The following is an 18383-nucleotide window of genomic DNA, read 5'->3' as shown; positions in this document are numbered from 1 at the left end:
GCGCATCAAGCCCGTGGAATGGTCGGTTCCCCGGGATTGTTGCGTCAGCTGCAATTATGAACTGCGAAACTCGGCCGTTCTCATGGACGGCCGACTATAGCACTTTCGCAATGCAGATCGGGAATGGACCCGTTCAGAATTTCGCAGGAGCACACAATGAGACTTTATCATCATCCGCTGTCGGGTCACGCTCACCGAGCCCGCCTGTTCGTCTCGCTGCTTGGCTTGCCTCACGAACTGGTTGAGGTCGACCTGAAGGCAGGTGCGCACAAGAAGCCTGAGTTTCTGAAGCTGAACCCGTTTGGGCAGGTGCCGGTGCTGGAAGACGATGGCGTTGTCATCTCCGATAGCAACGCCATCCTGGTCTATCTCGCAAAGAAAGCTGCCCGGACCGATTGGCTTCCAGAAGACGCTCAGGGCTCCGCCGCTGTTCAGCGCTGGCTTTCGGTTGCCGCCGGCGAAGTCGCCTATGGCCCTGCGGCAGCACGGTTGATTACCGTCTTCGGGGCCAAGTTTAATCCTGAAGAAGTTATCGGCCGCGCCTATACACTGCTGGGTCGGCTCGAAAGCCATCTCGCCGATCGTAACTGGCTTGTTGGTGGTGGGCCAACGATCGCGGATGTTGCGATCTACAGCTACGTGGCTCGCGCGCCGGAGGGGAATGTCGATCTCTCCACCTATCCCGCGGTCGATGCATTTCTCCGTCGTATCGAAGCTCTACCGGGCTTCATTGCCTTCGTTCAAACGCCCGCCGGCCTTGCCGCCTGACGCCTGATCCGGGCGTGCGGCTACGTGCGCCCGTTCCATTTATTTTGGGGAGACGGAAATGAGCAAGACTTTGACGACGTTGCCCGTCTGGCACGAGGGCGAGCTGTTGCTTCAGCAGAAGGTGGGCGTCGCCGAGCGGATGGCTTCTGTCGGCCAGCGCGTAATCCGCGACTTCATGCCCGATCAACACCGCGATTTTTACGCTCAGCTGCCTTACATCGTTGTGGGCAGTGTCGATAACCGTGGCGATGCCTGGGCGACCTTCCTCGAAGGTCGGCCCGGGTTCATGTCCTCTCCGTCGTCAACCATCCTGAACATCGCGGCAAAAAGCGATGCCAGTGATCCCGCTAGCGAAGGTATATCACAGAGTCAGCCAATCGGCCTTCTCGGCATGGAGATGCACACCCGCCGCCGCAATCGTATGAACGGGATCGTCTCCACCTCACCCGAAGGTATCCGGATTGATGTCGACCAGAGTTTCGGAAACTGCCCGCGTTACATCCAGCTGCGTGATTTTGAATTCGTTCGTGATCCGGGCGAAACCTTCTCCGGCACGATCGAAGATCTGCCCGCGCTCGATGATGCTGCACGCAATATGATCGTGTCGGCAGATGCGTTTTTCGTATCGTCTTATGTCGATCGCGAAGATCGGCGCCAGGTCGACGTGTCGCATCGCGGCGGCAAGGCTGGCTTCGTTCGCGTTGCAGATGACGGGACGCTGACCATTCCCGACTTCGATGGCAATCTCTTCTTCTCTACGCTCGGCAACATCCTGTTGAACGGCAAGGCAGGGCTACTCTTCATCGATTACGCAAACGGCGACATGCTGCAGATGACGGGTAACGCCGAGGTCATCCTGGATTCGCCAGAGATCGCCGCCTTCCAGGGTGCCGAGCGGCTGTGGACCTTCAAGGCACGCCGGATCGTTCGCCGGCGCAACGCCTTGGCGCTGCGCTGGGCCTTCCGGGAAGACGGATGGTCTGCGAACTCGTTGATGACCGGCGACTGGGCGCGGGCCGCCGATCGGCTGCGTGCCACGGAGCTCGCCAATCAGTGGCGCGCCCTGACGGTGACGAAGATCGTCGAGGAAAGTGCTTCGATCCGCTCGTTTCACCTGCAGCCTGGCGATGGAGCGGGGTTGCTGCCGCATGTTGCTGGACAACATCTGCCTATCCGCTTGACCGTCCCGGGCGTCGACAAGCCTGTCATCCGAACTTACACTTTGTCCGCCGCTCCTTCGGACGGTGTCTACCGCATCAGTGTCAAGCGCGACGGCCTTGTGTCGCACCACTTGCACGACGTCATTCACGTTGGCGACACCATCGAAACGCGCGCGCCAGCCGGCGATTTTACCATCGATGCCCGTGCTACTCGGCCGGCGGTGCTGCTTGCCGGCGGCGTAGGGATTACGCCCATGCTCGCCATGCTGCGCCACGTTGTTTACGAGGGGCTTCGCAAGCAGCGCATCCGTCCGATCATCCTTTTCCATGCGGCGCGTTCCAAGCAGGAGCGGCCGTTCGACAGGGAAATCGCCGAGCTTGTCAATGCAGGGCAGGGGGTCGTCAGGCTCATCCGGGTCTTGAGCGACGCAAGTGGTGCGGAAGAAGGCGCAGACTACGACGCCATCGGGCGCATCGACATGGCGCTGCTTTCCCGCCACCTGCCGTTCAACGATTATGAGTTCTACGTCTGCGGGCCGCCGCAGTTCACCCAGGCGCTCTATGATGGGTTGCGAGGCTATAACATCGCAGATGGTCGGATACACGCGGAAGCCTTCGGCCCTTCATCCTTGAAGCGAACGATCGACACCGGGGTGACCGCGCAGAGCCGCCGACCACCATCCACAAAGCCAGTGCCGGTTGCCTTCATGGGGTCGTTGAAGGAGGCGCACTGGACCCCTGAGTCGGGCACCCTGCTGGAACTTGCGGAAGCGCGCGGCCTGAACCCGGAGTTCAGTTGCCGGCAAGGCAGTTGCGGAACCTGCCGCACAAAGCTCACCACGGGTGCGGTGACCTATATCAGGGAGCCAACGGCGGCGATCGCCGAAGGCGAAGTGTTGCTGTGCTCGGCCGTCCCTGCTGAACAGGAAACCGACGAGGAAAACAGGATCCAGCTCGAACTCTAACGCTCGTCATTGATGCGTCCGACGCAAGAGTATCTTCCTCTTTTTTCGACGTTCATCATTGGGCAAAACCGAAGCATCTTGATCGTGACGAAAAGGATAGCCTTTCGTTACTAAAATCAAGGAGATAGATATGTCACGCACTCCCACACCTGCTACTATAAGGGATGCACCGGAAGCTTCCCGCCCCATCCTGGAAGCCATTCAGAAGCAGATCGGCTCCGTGCCGAACATCTTCCGGCTGGTGTCGAACAGCCCTGCCGCTTTGAACGGTCTGACCGCGCTGCAAGGCGCGCTCGGAAAGGGGAAGCTGGCTCCGGCCACCCGCGAGCGGATCGCACTGACCATGGCCGAGGCCAATGGCTGCGACTACTGCCTGTCAGCGCACACCTATACCGGCGCAAAGTTCGCCAAGCTGGACGAGAGCGAGATCGAAGCGAACCGCCGCGGCACCTCGAATGATCCGAAGGCCGCCGCCGCTGTCGAATTCGCCCGCGCCCTTGTCGACGCTCGCGGCTCTGTGGCACTCGGCGGAGTCGAAAAGGTTCGCGCCGTCGGTTACAGCGATGCGGAAATTGTCGACATCATCGCGCATGTCGCGCTGAACACGTTCACGAACTACGTCAACGAAGCTCTGAACACAGAGATCGATTTCCCCCGCATCGATCGCCTTGCAGCATGACCGACTGACGGGTGGTCGACTGTCAGCGGCCACCCAACCACCCGTTCTTAAACCCCAAGGGATTGACCCATGTCTCGTCCGCCACTTCCTCCTTTTGATGAACAGACTGCCATTGAAAAGGTCCGCCTAGCCGAGGATGGCTGGAATAGCCGCGATGCCGCCAAGGTGGCGCTCGCCTATACGATCGACACGCGCTGGCGCAATCGCGCGGAGTTTCTGATAGGCCGCGCAGAGGCTGAAGCCTTCCTGACGCGCAAATGGCACCGTGAGCTGGATTACCGCCTGATCAAGGAGCTTTGGGCGTTCCAGGGCAACCGCATCGCCGTTCGCTATGCCTACGAATACCGCGACGACAGCGGGCAGTGGTTTCGTGCCTATGGCAACGAGAACTGGGAATTCGCCGAGGATGGGCTGATGCAGGCGCGCCACGCAAGTATCAATGAACACCCGATCACGGAAGCGGACCGCAAGTTCCGCTGGCCGCTCGGTCGTCGGCCGGATGATTATCCGGGCCTGAGCGACTTTGGTTTCTAGGCGAGACGCGCATTGCAGAGATCACCGCCATGACAGGATTCAAGCTTGACGCGCGAGCACGGTTATCGATTGAGCTCGCGCTCACCGCCGCCAGCGGTGATAGTGTTTTCATCCGACAGCAGGAGAAAGATGCAAAAGCGCTCGGCATGACCGGGGCGGAAATCGACATGGCGCGCAGCGGCTCGAGCTTCGATTTCCAGCTGTCCAGAGCGATCGCTTTGGCGCTGACGATAAACGATGAACGACGCGCGCGCGCCACGAGAGCAGGTCTGGGCGCTCAGGTCTGCGCGGACATTGAAACGATGGCCACCTCGTACATGGACCGGTCCCTGTTGAAATCCGCATAGCCTCCGCCGACCCTGGCGTCATGTCATTGCAAACAAATCTCGAAACAGTCTTGCGAGACGTGTTGCGAGATTGATACAAACTTATTTGCAATGGTCGTGTTCAATCAGCACGAGCGATCTTTGGGGGGCGAATGGATCGATGGCAGGCGATGAGAGTCTTCGCAAAGGTTGCGGAAACCGAGAGCTTTGCTGAGACCGCGCGCCACATGCATATGAGCGCGCCGGCGGTGACGCGGGCCGTTGCAGCGCTTGAGGATCTCATCGGCGCACGCCTGTTTGTTCGCACGACGCGCTCCGTCAAGATGACGGAGGCAGGGACACGGTATTTCGAGGATTGCCGTCGGATATTGGCGGATATCGCGGAGGCAGAGGCGGCAGCCGGTGGCTCCTACGCTACTCCGACTGGAACCCTGGCAATCACGGCATCCGCGCTGTTTGGGCAGATGTACGTGTTGCCTATCGTGACCGAGTTCTTGAATGCCTATCCGACGATCCGCGCCAGGACGCTGTTTATCGATCGCCCCGTCAACATCGTCGAAGAAGGGGTGGATGTCGCCGTTCGTATAGGCCATCTCCCCGACTCAGGTTTTACAGCTATCAAGGTCGGAGCCGTTCGGCACGTCATATGCGGATCCCCGAGCTATCTCGACCGGCATGGCGTGCCAAGCACGCCTGCGGACCTGAAGAACCATCGCATCGCGGCTTCAACAAGCGCCTGGGCTTCGCCGGAATGGCGCTTCGCAAACGACCAGCGTGTGACGATCGAGCCCATCCTTCAGTGCAATACGAACCAAGCCACGATTGCGACGGCCCAGGCAGGTTGGGGATTGACCAGGGCCCTGCATTATCAAATCGGCCCGGCCCTGCTTGCGGGGGAGTTGCAGATCGTTCTCAGCGACTATGAAGAGCCGCCAATGCCCATCCATATCCTTTATCCGGAAGGGCGGCACGCGCCTGCCAAGGTTCGGGCCTTCGTGGACATGGCAGCGGCACGCCTCCGGGAAAACCGGCTGCTGAACTAGCACCACCGTCGGTTCGCGCGCAGACGTGGCGCCACATCGAAAGGCTCCTGGTGGAAATCGCCAGTCACACCTCGATCAAAATCTTGCCGAAGGATTGGCCGCTTTCCTGCGGCCTCATGCGCGTCTGCGATTTAATCCGGCGGTAGCTTCATCGCAATTGCGGGCCTGTACCCCCGAAGCGATGCAGGCCGTGATCTCGTCAGCCCCTTGCAGAACACTCGTCTCGGGCATGGGGTAAAAATAAAACGGCGTCAGGCAAAGCCGCCGAGAAGGGCAGAGACAAAGGGGATCGAGATCCTCGCACCCGCATCTTGGGTCATAGGCACGACGCTACGGCCTCCCGAGCTAGGCACGCAACCACAGTGTAGATGTTGGCCACGATAATTATCTATTGGCTCCTGGATCGTCCGCGCCGGTTTGGTGAGTTGCGACGCTTGATGGGAGATCCAGCCAACGTTCGCTGACGATCCAGCTCCGGGCGCTGGAAGCGGACGGGATTATCGAACGCACGGGGTTCGTAGAAGTCCTGCCGAGAGTTGAATATGGCCTGTCCGAGTTTGGCAAAACCTTACTTCGGTCATGTTGGCCATGAGGGATTGGGGTTACTCGTCCAGGGACTAACTTCGCGCGGATCAGGAAGGCCGGGATCGATCCTACTCTTTGCTTAGCTCTTTGGATGATTGCGGTCATTGTTTCACATATCGTAATTATCACTTCCAAATTGAGCGGATTATCGTTTTCTCGTGGATGGATATGTTTGTCTCCAGGCCAGTCGTAGCTGGCACCTCAAACCCGAAGGAGACCTACCATGACACGCCTGATCACGACCCTAATGCTGGCAACCGTTAGCTTTGCGCCAATGTCCTTTGCCTCGTCGGCCACCCCCAACCAAGCAGCCATCACGCAGCAGGCTCCCGCAACCGTCCATTACCGGACGGCAGCGATTGATGGCGTGAACATATTCTATCGCGAAGCCGGTCCGAAAGACGGCCCAGTGGTCGTCCTGCTGCACGGCTTCCCGACGTCTTCGCACATGTTCCGCAATCTGATCCCGCTGCTTGCGGATCGCTATCGTGTCATTGCTCCGGACTATCCGGGCTTCGGCCAAAGCGACGCTCCCGACCACACGAAATTCGCCTATACGTTCGGCCACTATACCGACCTTGTGGACGGTCTGCTCGATCACATCGGCGCCAAGAAGTATTCCATGTATGTCATGGATTACGGCGCGCCCGTCGGCTATCGCCTCGCCCTGAAACATCCGGATCGCGTGGCCGCCCTCATCGTCCAGAATGGGAATGCCTATGATGAAGGCCTCCGCGAATTCTGGGATCCGATCAAAAAATATTGGGCTGATGGGACGAAGGAAAACCGCGAGGCGCTTTCCGGTCTCGTGACGCTGGAGATCACGAAGTTCCAGTACACCGACGGTGTCAGAGATCTGACCCGCATCAGTCCAGACAACTGGGTTCATGATCAGGCACTACTTGATCGTTCCGGCAATAAGGACATTCAGCTGGATCTATTCTATGACTACAGGACCAATGTCCCGCTCTACCCGCAGTTCCAGGCTTTCTTCCGCGAACGTAAACCCCCGACGCTTATCGTGTGGGGCAAGAACGACAAGATCTTCCCCCATCAGGGAGCACATCCCTATCTCCGCGACCTTCCGGACGCCGAACTGCATCTTCTGGACACCGGACATTTCGCACTGGAAGACAAACTGGTCGTGATGGCACCGCTCATTCACGGCTTCCTCGACCGGAAAGTCGCAAAAGGTAATTGAATTCGAAGCCGCGCAGCTCAGGCAGCTGCGCGGCCTTGTCGGCGCTCGGCTGGCTCGTCGGCCAACCCGGATTCGCGCCACGGGCGGATCATCTCTTTCACGTTATTACGAGCGCCATCCTGACAAATCGGCCCAGCAACGGTCGATCCCAATAACCTGCCCGCTTATGCGGCCAGACTCTTCGATCGCTATCGCGCTCATCCCAAGGTGCTGAGGTTAGCTCGTTGGCATAACCATGAGCGGGACTCCCCCTCCGCAGACCGCTCTGATGCGGCGGCCGAGAAGATCGCCACTATTCGCGCTGCCCAAAAAGCCGGTGAGCAAAACAGCGCTTACGACTCGAAAGATGCGCTGCGATATAATCAGTGGTGCTCTCAGTACTCGTTAGCCAATCAGCCCTTCACTCGCGATGCCCTTCGTCAGCTCCAGCGCCTGACGCTCGAACAGTCCACGATAGATCCCGCTCTTGCGCCGGATGAGACTAACATGAGTACCTTCCTCGGCGATTTGTCCGTGGTCGAAGACCAGCAGCCGATCGAGCGCGCGCACCGTCGACAGGCGGTGAGCGACGACCAGTGTCGTGCGTCCCTCCATTAGCCTCTCCATTGCCTGCTGGATGAGCATCTCCGATTCCGAATCGAGACTCGAGGTCGCCTCGTCAAGGATCAGGATCGGCGCATCGGCCAGGAATGCGCGGGCGATGGCGATGCGTTGCCGTTCGCCGCCGGAAAGCTTGATACCGCGTTCGCCGACAAGCGTCGCATAGCCCTTTGGCAGCGCCTCGATGAAATCATGGGCGCTGGCAAGCCGCGCAGCCGTTCTGATCTCCGCTTGCGTGGCCGTCGGCCTCGCATAGGCGATGTTTTCCGCCAGCGAGCGGTGAAACAGGATGGGTTCCTGCTGCACGATGGCGATCTGGCGGCGAAGAGAGGTCTGCGCTACCTTGGAAATATCCTGCCCGTCGATCGAGACCGTGCCGTGGTTGACGTCATGCAGACGCTGGATCAGCTTGATGAAAGTCGTCTTTCCGGAGCCGGAATGGCCGACGAGTCCAACTCGCTCACCCGGTTTGATGGTGACCGAGAAGTCCTTGTAGAGCGGAGCATGGTGGTTGCCATAATGGAAGGTGACATGATCGAACGTGATCAGGCCGGCCGTCACATGGAGAGCTGGCGCGGCGGGAACGTCCTCCACGCCCAAAGGCTGTGCATGGATGGTGACAAGCTCCTCCATGTCGTTCACCGAACGCTGCAGGTTGCGGATATGCATGCCGATTTCACGCAGATAGCCCTGAAGGATGAAAAAGGCTGTCAGGACGAACGTGATGTCGCCCGCATTGGCCTTGCCGTTAGCCCAGAGCCAAAGGGCAAGGCCCAGCACGCCGCCGCGCAACAGGCTGAGCAGCGCATTCTGCGAGGTGCCATTCAGGGTGCCCCGCGTCCAGGTGCGCCCTGTGCGATCCTGCCACTTGCGGGTGACCGAGGCGAGACGTTTGTCCTCCCGGCCTTCGGCGCCAAAGGCCTTGACCACGGCATTGCAGGTCACCGCATCGGCGAGCGCGCCGCCGAGGCGTGTATCCCAGCTATTGGCCATGCTGGCCATCGGCGCAACATAGCGCAAAGCCATTGTCGCGGTGAACGCGATGAAGAATACGGATCCGGCGCCGACCAGCAGTCCCATCATTGGCCAGTACCATGTCATCAGAATGGTCGAGCCGATGAGCATCACCAGCGATGGGAAAAGCGCGACGAAGACGGTGTCGTTGAGCAGGTCGAGCGCCCACATGCCGCGTGTCACCTTGCGAACAGTGGAACCGGCAAAGCTGTTGGCGTGCCAATCGCTCGAAAAGCGCTGGATATGGAAGAACGAGTTCGCCGCGATCTCCGACATCGACTTCAGCGTGAAGCCGATGATGGCGGTGAACGTGGCATGCCGCAGGATAACGGCGCCGACCGACAGTACCATCAGCCAACAAAAGGCGTTGAAGGCGCTGTTCCATATTGCAGCGTCGCTGGCCTGGCCGGACACCACGGCGTCGACCAGTCGGCCGGAGAACAAGGGCGTGAGCACATCCGCAAGCGTCGACAGCATCGCTGTGAACAACATGAAGGAGGCACGGCCCGGCTGATGCTTCCAATGAGCCCAGCAATAACGGAAAACGCTGCGAAAAGCACCGCCGCGGCGGGATTTGAAACCAAGAGCCATTGATGTATCCGGCTTTCGCCGGCTCCGTCATAGGGAAAAAAATGTCCGCGCAAAACCGCGCGAAATGGTTTGGTGAGGAACGATCGACGGGAAGGTTAGCACCAGTCCATCAGGTTCTGTCGCATTGGAAAACGCTGGCGGCTTCAGGCGATATTCGCGGAAGCCACTGGGGAGTTGGAAAAAATAGCCATCGAAAACTCCCTAGAACCGTGTTGAATGATTATCAATCCTAGATTGGTTGGGCGCGCAGGCCAAGTCAAATCCGGCGAAATTTTCGGCGAATCTTTGAGATGCGGCATACTTGCAACATCAGCCAGGTCGTAAGCTCCCCCGAAAACTTGGTAGTCACCAAATGGGGGCGGGCCCGTCGGCATGACGATGACCACGAGCCATTACCGATCACGTGTCCGCAAGCCTGAATGGTGCAGTTCTTCAGGATTGGCGATAGCCGAAGCGACTCGATGGGAGCGGGATTGCGATGAGCGCATGCACGGCGGTCAACTATCTGACCTCGCTGACTGGATAGATCCTGAGGATACCCAGGCTGTGATCAGTCGTGATTGCTGCAATACCCGCTTCATATGCGGCGCGGACGATCGCCTCGTGCAATTTCTCGGGTTCGATCTCTCCAGTAAGGACGTCCAAACACGTTCTCACCGCCGTGAAGAATTCTTCACCATCGTCGGTAGGCCATTCCTTCAGCAACAGTCGGGCAGCCTCGCGAGCGGTACGGATCACCTTGCGATCTTTCCCTTCGGCAAAACCAAGAATTATCGTTGGGAACCTTCTCAACATATCCAATCTCATTGCCCCTAAACTTCGCGGGACGGCAGTGCCAATGCCGGGCCATGGTTCGGACCGGGGTTGACCACACATGCTCGTCAACCATCTTCCGCATCGTTTCGACAAACGTGTCGCGTATCCTTCCCACCTCCGCTGACCGAGTTAGCCAGATTGACTTCCAGCTCACGGGCTGCCGTCTCAAGGAGTCGCTTGAATTCTTCGGAGATCACGCCATCTGCGCGCATCACGATGGCGATTAGTGGATCACTAAGAGCTTCGGATATCGTTAGCTCATCGTTCTTTTCGGCAGTTGCGCCAACGGAGCAATAACATCCCGAGGAAAATAGCACTTTCATGGACGTACCTTACATTCGGCGTGTTCGGAGAGAGAGCGCAGCTCGGCCTGATGGCTCTTGAGGTTCAATATCCATCGGCGTCCCCGTGCGATCGAGTGTCTCGAAAGGCATTTTTGGGCAATCTGCGGCACGGCAAGGCCGACGACAGATGGGTTGTGGACGGTGGCCGGTGGGGCGTGAAAGGCGTCGTCGGCTGTGACTTGGGTGGCGCAGTGGCAGACGGGACATGCGTCCTCATGCACCGCGACCAAGGGACCTGCCATGCGGTAGCCTGCCGAGCGGCCCACATGCAGATGGGGCGGCAGGCCGGCTTCCGATGTTAGGCAGACCGACAGGAGATCTTGGGCCGGACGAGAACCGTCGCCGGCGAGAATGAAGAACGGATTGTTAGCGTAGTCTGCGATTAGCCGTAGCGCCGAGGCGCCTTCCGCAAATTCCGGCAGCGCGAAGACATTCGCCGAGAAACGCGCGGCCAGATGGGTCGCCAGCCTGTCTGTCTTCAGCCAGCCGAGATTCGCCTCGCTCGCCCATGGGAGATGGTTCAAGTTGTTCTCGTCGATACGTTCCGCATCGACGAGAAGGAAATGGCGCGCGCCTATGGCCGCAAGCTGGATGGCAATCTGCGAGCCCAAGCCGCCGCATCCGATGATGACGAAGTCGATTTCGCGAAACCGTGCGAAGTCGCGTCGCCGATGGCAACGAGGCGTCAGGAAGGCGTCGTCGTGATCAACTGCGGCGGCGACATACTCGTCCTCCGCCGGCATATCGGAAGCCTTCAGTGAGACGCCGCATGCAGGCCTAGTAACAGTGGGGCTCTGTTCCTCGACAGCATCGGTACTATTGCCGGCAAACAGAGCCCCCCTGCCGCGCGACCCAAGGTTGCGGGCGAAGAAGTTCGGAAAATCGACGGGCGCACGGACCGCCGCTGACAATCGTCTAGACCGATAATTGATCATCACATTGCCTCCATTTCGCTGGGCGCGATTCCGCGGATCGTCGCGGCGGAGCGATCGCAATCCTTGCCCACCGCATGGTCGGCGGCTTTCGGGATCACGTGGAATTTTCCGTTGTACCAGAGGCTGATATTGTCGCCGCTGTCATCGATCTGTCGCCGGCCCATCCGAGGATCGATCGGTTCCTTGCCGCGCAGGAGCATCTGTCCGATATCCCAGGCTTGGCGATCGAGAACTCGCTGGCGCTCGGCGAGATGGGCCTGGCGGTGCGCGACAGGCTCTTCGGCAAGCAACCGGCCCACGAGCTCTAGGATCCGGCCACTCCAGGAAGGAATGGCGGCGATGTCTGGGAGGTCGAGGAGGACATCGCCGCCGAGACGTTCGATCCCTTTCCGAGCGATGTCGATGAGCGGGACTTGCCGCGCGGCATAGGCGATTATGAATGCCGTTTTCCGGGCGCGGCGCTCAGGATCCGCCTCGGTGGATAGGCATGCCATGCGCATGGCGCACTCCCAGGGAATGGTGTAGGCCGTATGCAGGATGCTCTCGAGCGTCTGTAGGTCGTTTTTGTATGGGGAAACATATTGGAACTCCCCAGGCAGGGATGCCGCCGCCGAGGTCGTATAAAACCCAAGCAGGATATTCGCCGCCTCGTGAAGCAGTTGGGCTGCGGTCGCGGCATGATCGCCGTCGCGCAATCTCTCTCTGGAAAGAACGATGAGCGCGCTGCCCGGCAATTCGTTCGAACTCGAAAAGGAACACTGCGGTTCGCGCCGCACGCCAACGTGAAGCGTGTGCAGGCCGGCGATCAGACGCTGATGGCCGCACTCGTCTAATTCCGCGATTAATGCGAAAGCCTTCTCCAGATGGTCGGCGATGCGATCCAATTCCGCATCGTCCGTGATGGGGCGGTCGGGCCTGGGATAGTCCGGCATGCATTGGCGGATGAGGGCTTGCATGATAGGGCTTCGCGCCGCGCTTTCGATGCGGACGAGGCCGATGCCGCAAGAGAGCCGGCACGCCGGCTGACGTTCGAGGTCAAGATCCGATGCGATCAGATCCGGCTGCAGATAACCGCTGACGACTTGCACATCGGGGCGGGCTGCCTGCCATTCCAGACTGCGCGCGAGCCCGCCCATCCAGGCTGCAAGCGCGGATGAACGGTAGGGGTCGGCACCGACCGGTCCGGCAACCGCTGGCGGAAGCTCCAGCAGACGAGTGTATCCGCCATTTGCAAGATCGGGGAAATAACCTGCCAGCGCCTCTATCCCGACCGAACAATCGGCGAGCTTGGAAGCCGCCGCAAGTGTGCGGCCATACTGGAAGCGTCGCTTCAAAAGGTTGCGAGTTGCCACGCGCTGCAGGGAGACGGTGCTTGCCATCAGGGGATTGCGCTTGAGCAGGAGACGCGCCTCATCTGCTAGTTCTTGTATACGGGACGCGGACATCGGCAGGCTCCGTGGGTTAGTCTTCGGACGGATCAAGGTTCCATCTCGGGCGAAAGTGCCCGCGTTCGGGACGGCTTCGTCCGGCATCGGAACGTTGCGCGTCGTCGGTTGAGAGGCACTATTCCCCAAGGGCGTCATTCGCCCGCCAGTTCCGCGTTAAAAATCCGTAAAAATGACGTAAACAAAGAAAAAGCCTCCGATCGAGGAGGCTTAAATTTGGAAAACGCATGCGCAGCGGTCAGATCGCCAGAGCCGCCTGTACCGCCGCCCGCGCATTCGGCAGGCCTGACCCGAAGAAATAGGCCGCTTCGAGAGCGTCCTCGCTTTCTGCATTCATGCAATCCGCCGTCAGTTTCCTCGTTCCGGGTGCGACAATGGCGTCCAGGCGGGACGCGGCTTTCAGAATGGACTTGACATGAGGACCCGAGAGGCGGTCACCGGGATTGTGGCGGCTCTTGTAGGCGCGCTGAATCAGGGCGCATAGCCCCCCCACCTGCGCCGACGCGCCGGAGGTGCCCCCGAAGGTGGTGTAGTATCCTCCACCGGTGCCGGGATTGGTTCCGAACGGCACGATCGCCGACCATGGATCGGAGCCGTGATCATAGCCGAAAATCCCCGACAGGTCCGTCGTCAGAAGCGAGAAGTGCGAATAGTAGTATTCCCGCATTCGAAAAGCACTGTAGTCGTGCTGTGCGGCAAATGGAGAAAGCCGGTCGAGGCGCAACTGATGCCGGTTGAAGACCTCACCGTCGTCGGAGGGGGAGACAACCGTCAATCCTTCGCCGTAATTGCTGTAGCCCGAACGGAAACCTTCGACGGTAACGGCCCCGACGGCGATGATGCCGTTGTCGTCGGCGGCAAGACTTGCCGGATAGATCAGCTGGCTCTCGCCACTGTTTCCCGCGGCGCAGACGATCGGAATGTGCCGACTGATGGCGAGGATGAGCTGTTTGAGGATATGCCACGGGCGATCCGGATTGGAGCCTTTCTGCGCAGCCTTCGGCTCCAGTTCAGGCTCACCCTGGTCGGCGAAGGCAAGGCGCGTGAAGAGATTGGCGGCATCCTGGTTTTTCCACAGTTCCAAGTCCGCCTTCAGCTCATTCTTCGGATCAATGATGCTGCGTTTTGGATCCGGCAGACCACGCGGCAGGACGATCACGTCCGCCTTCTGATGATAGGCATAAAGAAAGGCAGCGATGAACTGCCTGACATCGTCTTCGAAGGACGTCCTGATAGAGATGATCCTTGAAAAAGGGTCAACGCCGAAATAGGGGATGACATTGCGATTACCGCTCGTACGCAACTCGTCGCCATTGCCGTAGAAGGCTCCCTCCGGTGGAGCGCTTGCTGTGCCTTCTTCCGCAACAACGGCGGGTTCGCCGACGATCAGTCCTGCGCAGCACGTACCATGCGATGCAAAAAGCGATTCCGGATTGTAGAGCCGCCGGAGAACACCCTCCGACGTGGCATATTCGGCGACCAGGTCACTGAGATAATCCCGGTCGTCATTCGAAAGGCCGATATTGCCGAGCGGAGCGATGTTGAGCCCGGCAAAGAAGGCATGCTTTTCTTCGCGGTCAAACGACGTAGTCGTATCGAGTATTTCGAGCACGCGCGCGCCGAAACGATGGGTCGTCAAATCGATTGACGCTTCCCGGTCAAGCCGGGTCGCCAGATTGGGATGGTCCGGAGATACGCCGACATCGATCAGCGCGACCCGCGCGGGGCGCAACGGGCCGGCGGAAGCGATGGCATCCCAGACCGTGCCGGTGATGAGGGGATCGGGGAGCGCGCGTGCGGCGCTCGCATCGAGCGCGGGTGGAGCAGGCGGAGCTGATCCGTATTCCGCGTCGACCACACCAAGCGCAGTCAGGTGCCAGAGATAATAGTAGTTGATCGGCGCGGGCTCAGGCATTTGTGATTGATCCGTCATGTTCATAATCCCCGTTGTGCAGCTGGCGAATTCAGACCCATTCGTCGTGTACGGCCTGGAATAGAGGACCGAACGCGTCGTGGAGGTAGGGAGCGAAGCGTCGGGCGAGATCTCGCCCCGCCTGCGTGTCGCTGGGATAGTGGAGGCCAGCCCATTCACGGTTCTCGGCGACGTTCTGGGCGATGCGGGCTAGCTCGTCGGTGGCCGGATGTTCCGGCAGGATCGTCGAGAACGCGAAGGCGATCGAAAAGCACTGAAACGAGTGGTTGCTGGGATAGGACTCGTGGACCGGCACGGCCAGCAACGGCCGCAGCATGGGCTCGAACTGATTTGGCCGCAGCCGGTTAAACTGGCTCTTGTAGATCAGCCCGACATATTCGCAGGCCGTCAGGATCGCCTGGAAAAGGCCTTCCGTCTGCTCAAAACCGCCGAGATCCTCGATATGCAATACGCGGGTGAATTCCGCCACGGAGATCGTCGACTCGACTTGGATATCGGGCAGGCGCCGCACACGTTCGCGGTCACGGCGTTGCATGGAGAGCAGCACCGTCGTCTCGAGACGGGTATAATCCGGGCCGGGTGGCGGAAGTATATCCAGCACTTCCCAAGTGAAGCGCCGCGCCGCGGTATAGGCATTGCGTGACGGCTGCTGGTGCAGCCTGCGCAGCTCGAAGTAGGGGATAAGCTGCGACACGCCGGGGCTGGCGCCGTCCATGGGCGACTTGTTCTTATTCTTATTCTTATTTTTGTTTTTGTTTTTGTTCAGCGACGCCTTGTTGAGCACCGACTTGTTCGCCACGCTCTTGTTGAGGACCGAGGCTACGGCCATCGTCGCCATCATGGGTCCGGCCAGGGGCGATGCATCCTCATCCGTGCCGAGGAAAAGCGCAGGTGCGGAGGCTGCATCAGGCGCAGCCTGCGATGCACCGGCGAGAGGACCAGCGCTGGCATCGTCCCTGGGCTCGCATGGAAGGACCGTATCCGGCTCAATCCTGAATTTATATCTGTTTAGAAACAAAACAATTTTTGATTGCGATTCCTGGATAGTCTCCGCTTCCATTGCAGCCTCCTTGCGCGATGATATGAAGAATTGTCCTGGGTTCAGCGCAGCTTGGCGCCTGCCTTGAGCAGGCCGTCGATCAAGATCTGGCCGCCGCCTGTGTTGAGCAGCGGATAGCCGCTGCCGCGCAAGGCATTGATGGAGAAGCCGCCCTCGACCACCTCAAGACGCTGCAGGTAATGGCGCGCGCCGCCGAGATCGCCGGAATGGGCATGACTGGAGGCAAGATAGCGCAGCAGGCTGTTGAAGTTCGGCCGTGACCGCAGGGCTTCTTCGCCTGCAGCTACGGCTGCGGCATGATCGCCTGCAAGCGCTGCTGCAATGCACTTGGTCGTGTCGAAGTAGTATCTGTGCGGGCTGTAGACGCCGAGCTCTTGTACCCAACGCGCCATGGCCACGGCCTTATCGGGCTGGCCTGCATAGCAATGAAGCATGGCGTAGAGATCCCAGCTGAGCGGCAGAGCCGGGTTCAGGCGGATTGATTTTTCGAACAGGTTAGCCGCATAGTCATATTCGCCGAACAGGAACGAATGGACGTGGCCGACGAGCGCGAGCGACACGGAATTCTGCGGATCGAGCTCCAGCGCCTTGCGCGCATAGACCTGGGCTTCCTCGATCAGATGCGCGTCGAGCGCGTTGAAACGTTGGCCGACCTGGAAAGTTCGAATGAATGACAGCCAGGCAAACGTCGATGACCGCGGCTGATACTGGATCTGTTCTTCCAGGCGCCGCTCCGCGTTATCTAAATCGCCGCGGGACAGCCGAAAGATCGCATTGACGGCGTCGATCAGGAGGCCGTCTTGCGACAGTCGGCCATCGTTTGCCTGGATCTCCTGGAAATAGGCCAGCTGATCGACGGCCTGGCTGATCAACGCAGCAGCGGTACCGAACTCGCCTCGCTCAAACTGCGTGCGGCTGATTGCCTGACTGCCCAGCCAATGAATACGGTTGTTGATCAGATGCTTCATCACCAGTTCGATCAGCACCATGTCACCGTCAAACGTCAGGCGAAGCTGTAGAAATATCGGAAGGCTGATCTGCTGTTCGCGCTGTTCAATATCCGGCAAGGTGAAGGAGAGGTCGGTGACGCCAATGCCCAGTCCGTCGATGATGGCTTTTGCAATGAGGTTTTGGAACCGTGTCGCGGCAATTTGTCCGCCCTCTCCGGCACCCACCACGATGGGGGACTGAAGGGCCATGATCCATTGCCAGCCACCGTCGCCTGGCCCCCGATATGAGTTGCTGCTGGCGATTTCCAGGGCTTTGCCTTGTCTCGGCATATCCGGGGCGCCTGTTAATGGCAGCAGGGCGGAATGTTTGGCGATATCGCGGCTCGGCTGCTGTCGCGGCTCGAATACATCGTGAACTTGTCCTTCATCGAGCCGGCGATACCAGTTCTGCCGTTCCAGCGCCAACCAGTCCTCGAACTCCGGATCGCGGATGTCGATACCTTCGAGCAATTCGTCGGTGATTTGGTCGGCCGACCGCTCCATCCGAACCACCAGGTCGGTGTCGAGTACGAGTCGGTCCATATCCAGCCAAACGGTATTCTTATCCGCGATCAAAAGGTCACGTGCCGGCCCCAAAGTCTTATGAATGTCCAAAAGGGCCTGGCGCAGACTAGCTGCAGCCTGGTCGTCGGAGCGATCGCTCCACAGCTTGTCCCTAAGCCAGATTCTCGAGCGCGAGCCCCGAGCGGACAATGCAAGCATCGCCAGAAGAGCCTGGGCTTTTTTGGATTTCGGAGTAACCGGCCGCCCTCCAGCGTCCACAAGGGCAAAAGGCCCGAGCAGGAACATCCGAAACGGATTTTGCTCCTTGTCCATGCGATCCACAGGCCCCGCCCCCGTTGCCTCCGACGCGCTCGTTTGGCAGCCCGAAGACCTAGCATCCGCAGACCAGTCTGCCATAATTGCGGCGCCAGGCAAGCCACCGGGAAGGGAAATCGGGATTCCGAAAGGCATATTGATGCTTTGGCGATGGTCGAACTGAAGCATAACCGGCTGAATTCCTCTGGGTAATTTCGCAAACCGGCCGTAGCACCCTACCGTCAAAGCAGCGTCAAAGGAGAGACACCCCCAGACGCGCTCGGCGAAATAGGTCGCTCCGTCACGCCCGTCGATTAGATCACGGATGATGGCTTCAAGCGCGCGTGAACCCCGCTTGGCCGCATGAATGCGACCTGCGCGTGCGACCGGTCAAGGACCCGTGCTCCCACCGGATGCCGTTCGCTCACATAGCTGTCGAGCAGACCAACCGGCGCATCGCCGCGGATCGTGGCAGCCAGCTTCCATCCCAGGTCCATTGCGTCCCAAGCCCCAAGGTTAAGCCCTTTCCTCGACGTCTTCATAGAAGTTCTCCAGCGCAATGCGGCCCGCGGCGGT

Annotated in this window: 16 protein-coding genes and 2 pseudogenes; 9 read left to right on the top strand and 9 right to left on the bottom strand. The window is 59.5% G+C overall.

Annotation, left to right across the window (positions count from 1 at the left end; all coding sequences use genetic code 11):
- Nucleotides 1-156 precede the first annotated feature (156 nt).
- The 9 genes and pseudogenes from BN1800_RS24200 to BN1800_RS44030 form a co-directional block, all read left to right on the top strand.
- Entirely contained in the window at nt 157-768 is a 612-nt protein-coding gene (locus tag BN1800_RS24200; RefSeq protein WP_087001488.1) for a glutathione S-transferase family protein, read from the top strand.
- A 58-nt stretch (nt 769-826) separates the two neighbouring features.
- Nucleotides 827-2893 (top strand): 2Fe-2S iron-sulfur cluster-binding protein, encoded by a 2067-nt coding sequence (locus BN1800_RS24195; protein WP_087001487.1) that lies wholly within the window; start codon nt 827-829, stop codon nt 2891-2893.
- A gap of 130 nt (nt 2894-3023) precedes the next feature.
- The gene (locus BN1800_RS24190) at nt 3024-3572 is read left to right on the top strand and encodes a carboxymuconolactone decarboxylase family protein (protein ID WP_087001486.1); all 549 of its coding nucleotides are present in this window, start codon (nt 3024-3026) and stop codon (nt 3570-3572) included.
- Nucleotides 3573-3641: 69 nt separating this feature from the next.
- A complete protein-coding gene (locus tag BN1800_RS24185) occupies nt 3642-4106 on the top strand; it encodes a nuclear transport factor 2 family protein (RefSeq protein ID WP_087001485.1) in 465 nt (154 codons plus the stop codon).
- 29 nt (nt 4107-4135) lie between these two features.
- Entirely contained in the window at nt 4136-4453 is a 318-nt protein-coding gene (locus BN1800_RS24180; protein WP_087001484.1) for a hypothetical protein, read from the top strand.
- 131 nt (nt 4454-4584) lie between these two features.
- Nucleotides 4585-5475 carry a LysR family transcriptional regulator gene (locus tag BN1800_RS24175; RefSeq protein WP_087001483.1) on the top strand — a complete coding sequence of 297 codons (891 nt, stop codon included), beginning with the start codon at nt 4585-4587 and terminating at the stop codon, nt 5473-5475.
- Between the two features lie 460 nt (nt 5476-5935).
- Nucleotides 5936-6067 (top strand): winged helix-turn-helix transcriptional regulator, encoded by a 132-nt coding sequence (locus tag BN1800_RS44035; protein ID WP_425299062.1) that lies wholly within the window; start codon nt 5936-5938, stop codon nt 6065-6067.
- 216 nt (nt 6068-6283) lie between these two features.
- Entirely contained in the window at nt 6284-7261 is a 978-nt protein-coding gene (locus BN1800_RS24165) for an alpha/beta fold hydrolase (RefSeq protein WP_087001482.1), read from the top strand.
- Nucleotides 7262-7387: 126 nt separating this feature from the next.
- Nucleotides 7388-7606 (top strand): annotated as a pseudogene (locus tag BN1800_RS44030) (hypothetical protein); the annotation flags it as partial.
- Between the two features lie 39 nt (nt 7607-7645).
- Here the strand turns inward: BN1800_RS44030 and BN1800_RS24155 are convergent.
- The 9 genes and pseudogenes from BN1800_RS24155 to BN1800_RS43475 all read right to left on the bottom strand — a co-directional run.
- Complete coding sequence (locus BN1800_RS24155) at nt 7646-9466, bottom strand: ABC transporter ATP-binding protein (protein ID WP_087001481.1); 1821 nt, start codon at nt 9464-9466, stop codon at nt 7646-7648.
- Nucleotides 9467-9967: 501 nt separating this feature from the next.
- Nucleotides 9968-10273, bottom strand: a complete 306-nt coding sequence (locus BN1800_RS24150; protein WP_087001480.1) for a DUF982 domain-containing protein — start codon at nt 10271-10273, stop codon at nt 9968-9970.
- Nucleotides 10274-10347: 74 nt separating this feature from the next.
- Nucleotides 10348-10605 (bottom strand): hypothetical protein, encoded by a 258-nt coding sequence (locus BN1800_RS24145; protein ID WP_084606689.1) that lies wholly within the window; start codon nt 10603-10605, stop codon nt 10348-10350.
- Nucleotides 10602-11561, bottom strand: coding sequence for a ThiF family adenylyltransferase (locus BN1800_RS24140; RefSeq protein WP_087001479.1), 960 nt, complete (start codon nt 11559-11561; stop codon nt 10602-10604). Before BN1800_RS24140 ends, BN1800_RS24145 begins: the two co-directional genes overlap by 4 nt.
- Nucleotides 11561-13144: an aKG-HExxH-type peptide beta-hydroxylase gene (locus BN1800_RS24135; protein WP_087001478.1), complete on the bottom strand. Its 1584-nt coding sequence runs from the start codon at nt 13142-13144 to the stop codon at nt 11561-11563. The genes BN1800_RS24140 and BN1800_RS24135 overlap by 1 nt, the downstream gene beginning before the upstream one ends.
- Nucleotides 13145-13244: 100 nt before the next feature.
- On the bottom strand, nt 13245-14939 hold the full coding sequence (locus BN1800_RS24130) for a S8 family serine peptidase (RefSeq protein WP_087001505.1): 1695 nt from the start codon (nt 14937-14939) through the stop codon (nt 13245-13247).
- A 31-nt stretch (nt 14940-14970) separates the two neighbouring features.
- On the bottom strand, nt 14971-15999 hold the full coding sequence (locus BN1800_RS24125) for a phosphatase PAP2 family protein (protein ID WP_087001477.1): 1029 nt from the start codon (nt 15997-15999) through the stop codon (nt 14971-14973).
- Nucleotides 16000-16040: 41 nt separating this feature from the next.
- Nucleotides 16041-17996, bottom strand: coding sequence for an SARP family transcriptional regulator (locus BN1800_RS24120; protein WP_087001504.1), 1956 nt, complete (start codon nt 17994-17996; stop codon nt 16041-16043).
- Between the two features lie 71 nt (nt 17997-18067).
- A pseudogene (locus tag BN1800_RS43475) lies at nt 18068-18334 on the bottom strand (FAD-dependent monooxygenase); the annotation flags it as partial.
- Nucleotides 18335-18383: the final 49 nt, after the last annotated feature.

The organism is Rhizobium sullae (assembly GCF_900169785.1).
GTDB classification, from domain to species: Bacteria; Pseudomonadota; Alphaproteobacteria; order Rhizobiales; family Rhizobiaceae; genus Rhizobium; species Rhizobium sullae.
Note: the sequence above shows the minus strand (reverse complement) of the source record. Positions and strands in the feature narration are given on the sequence as shown.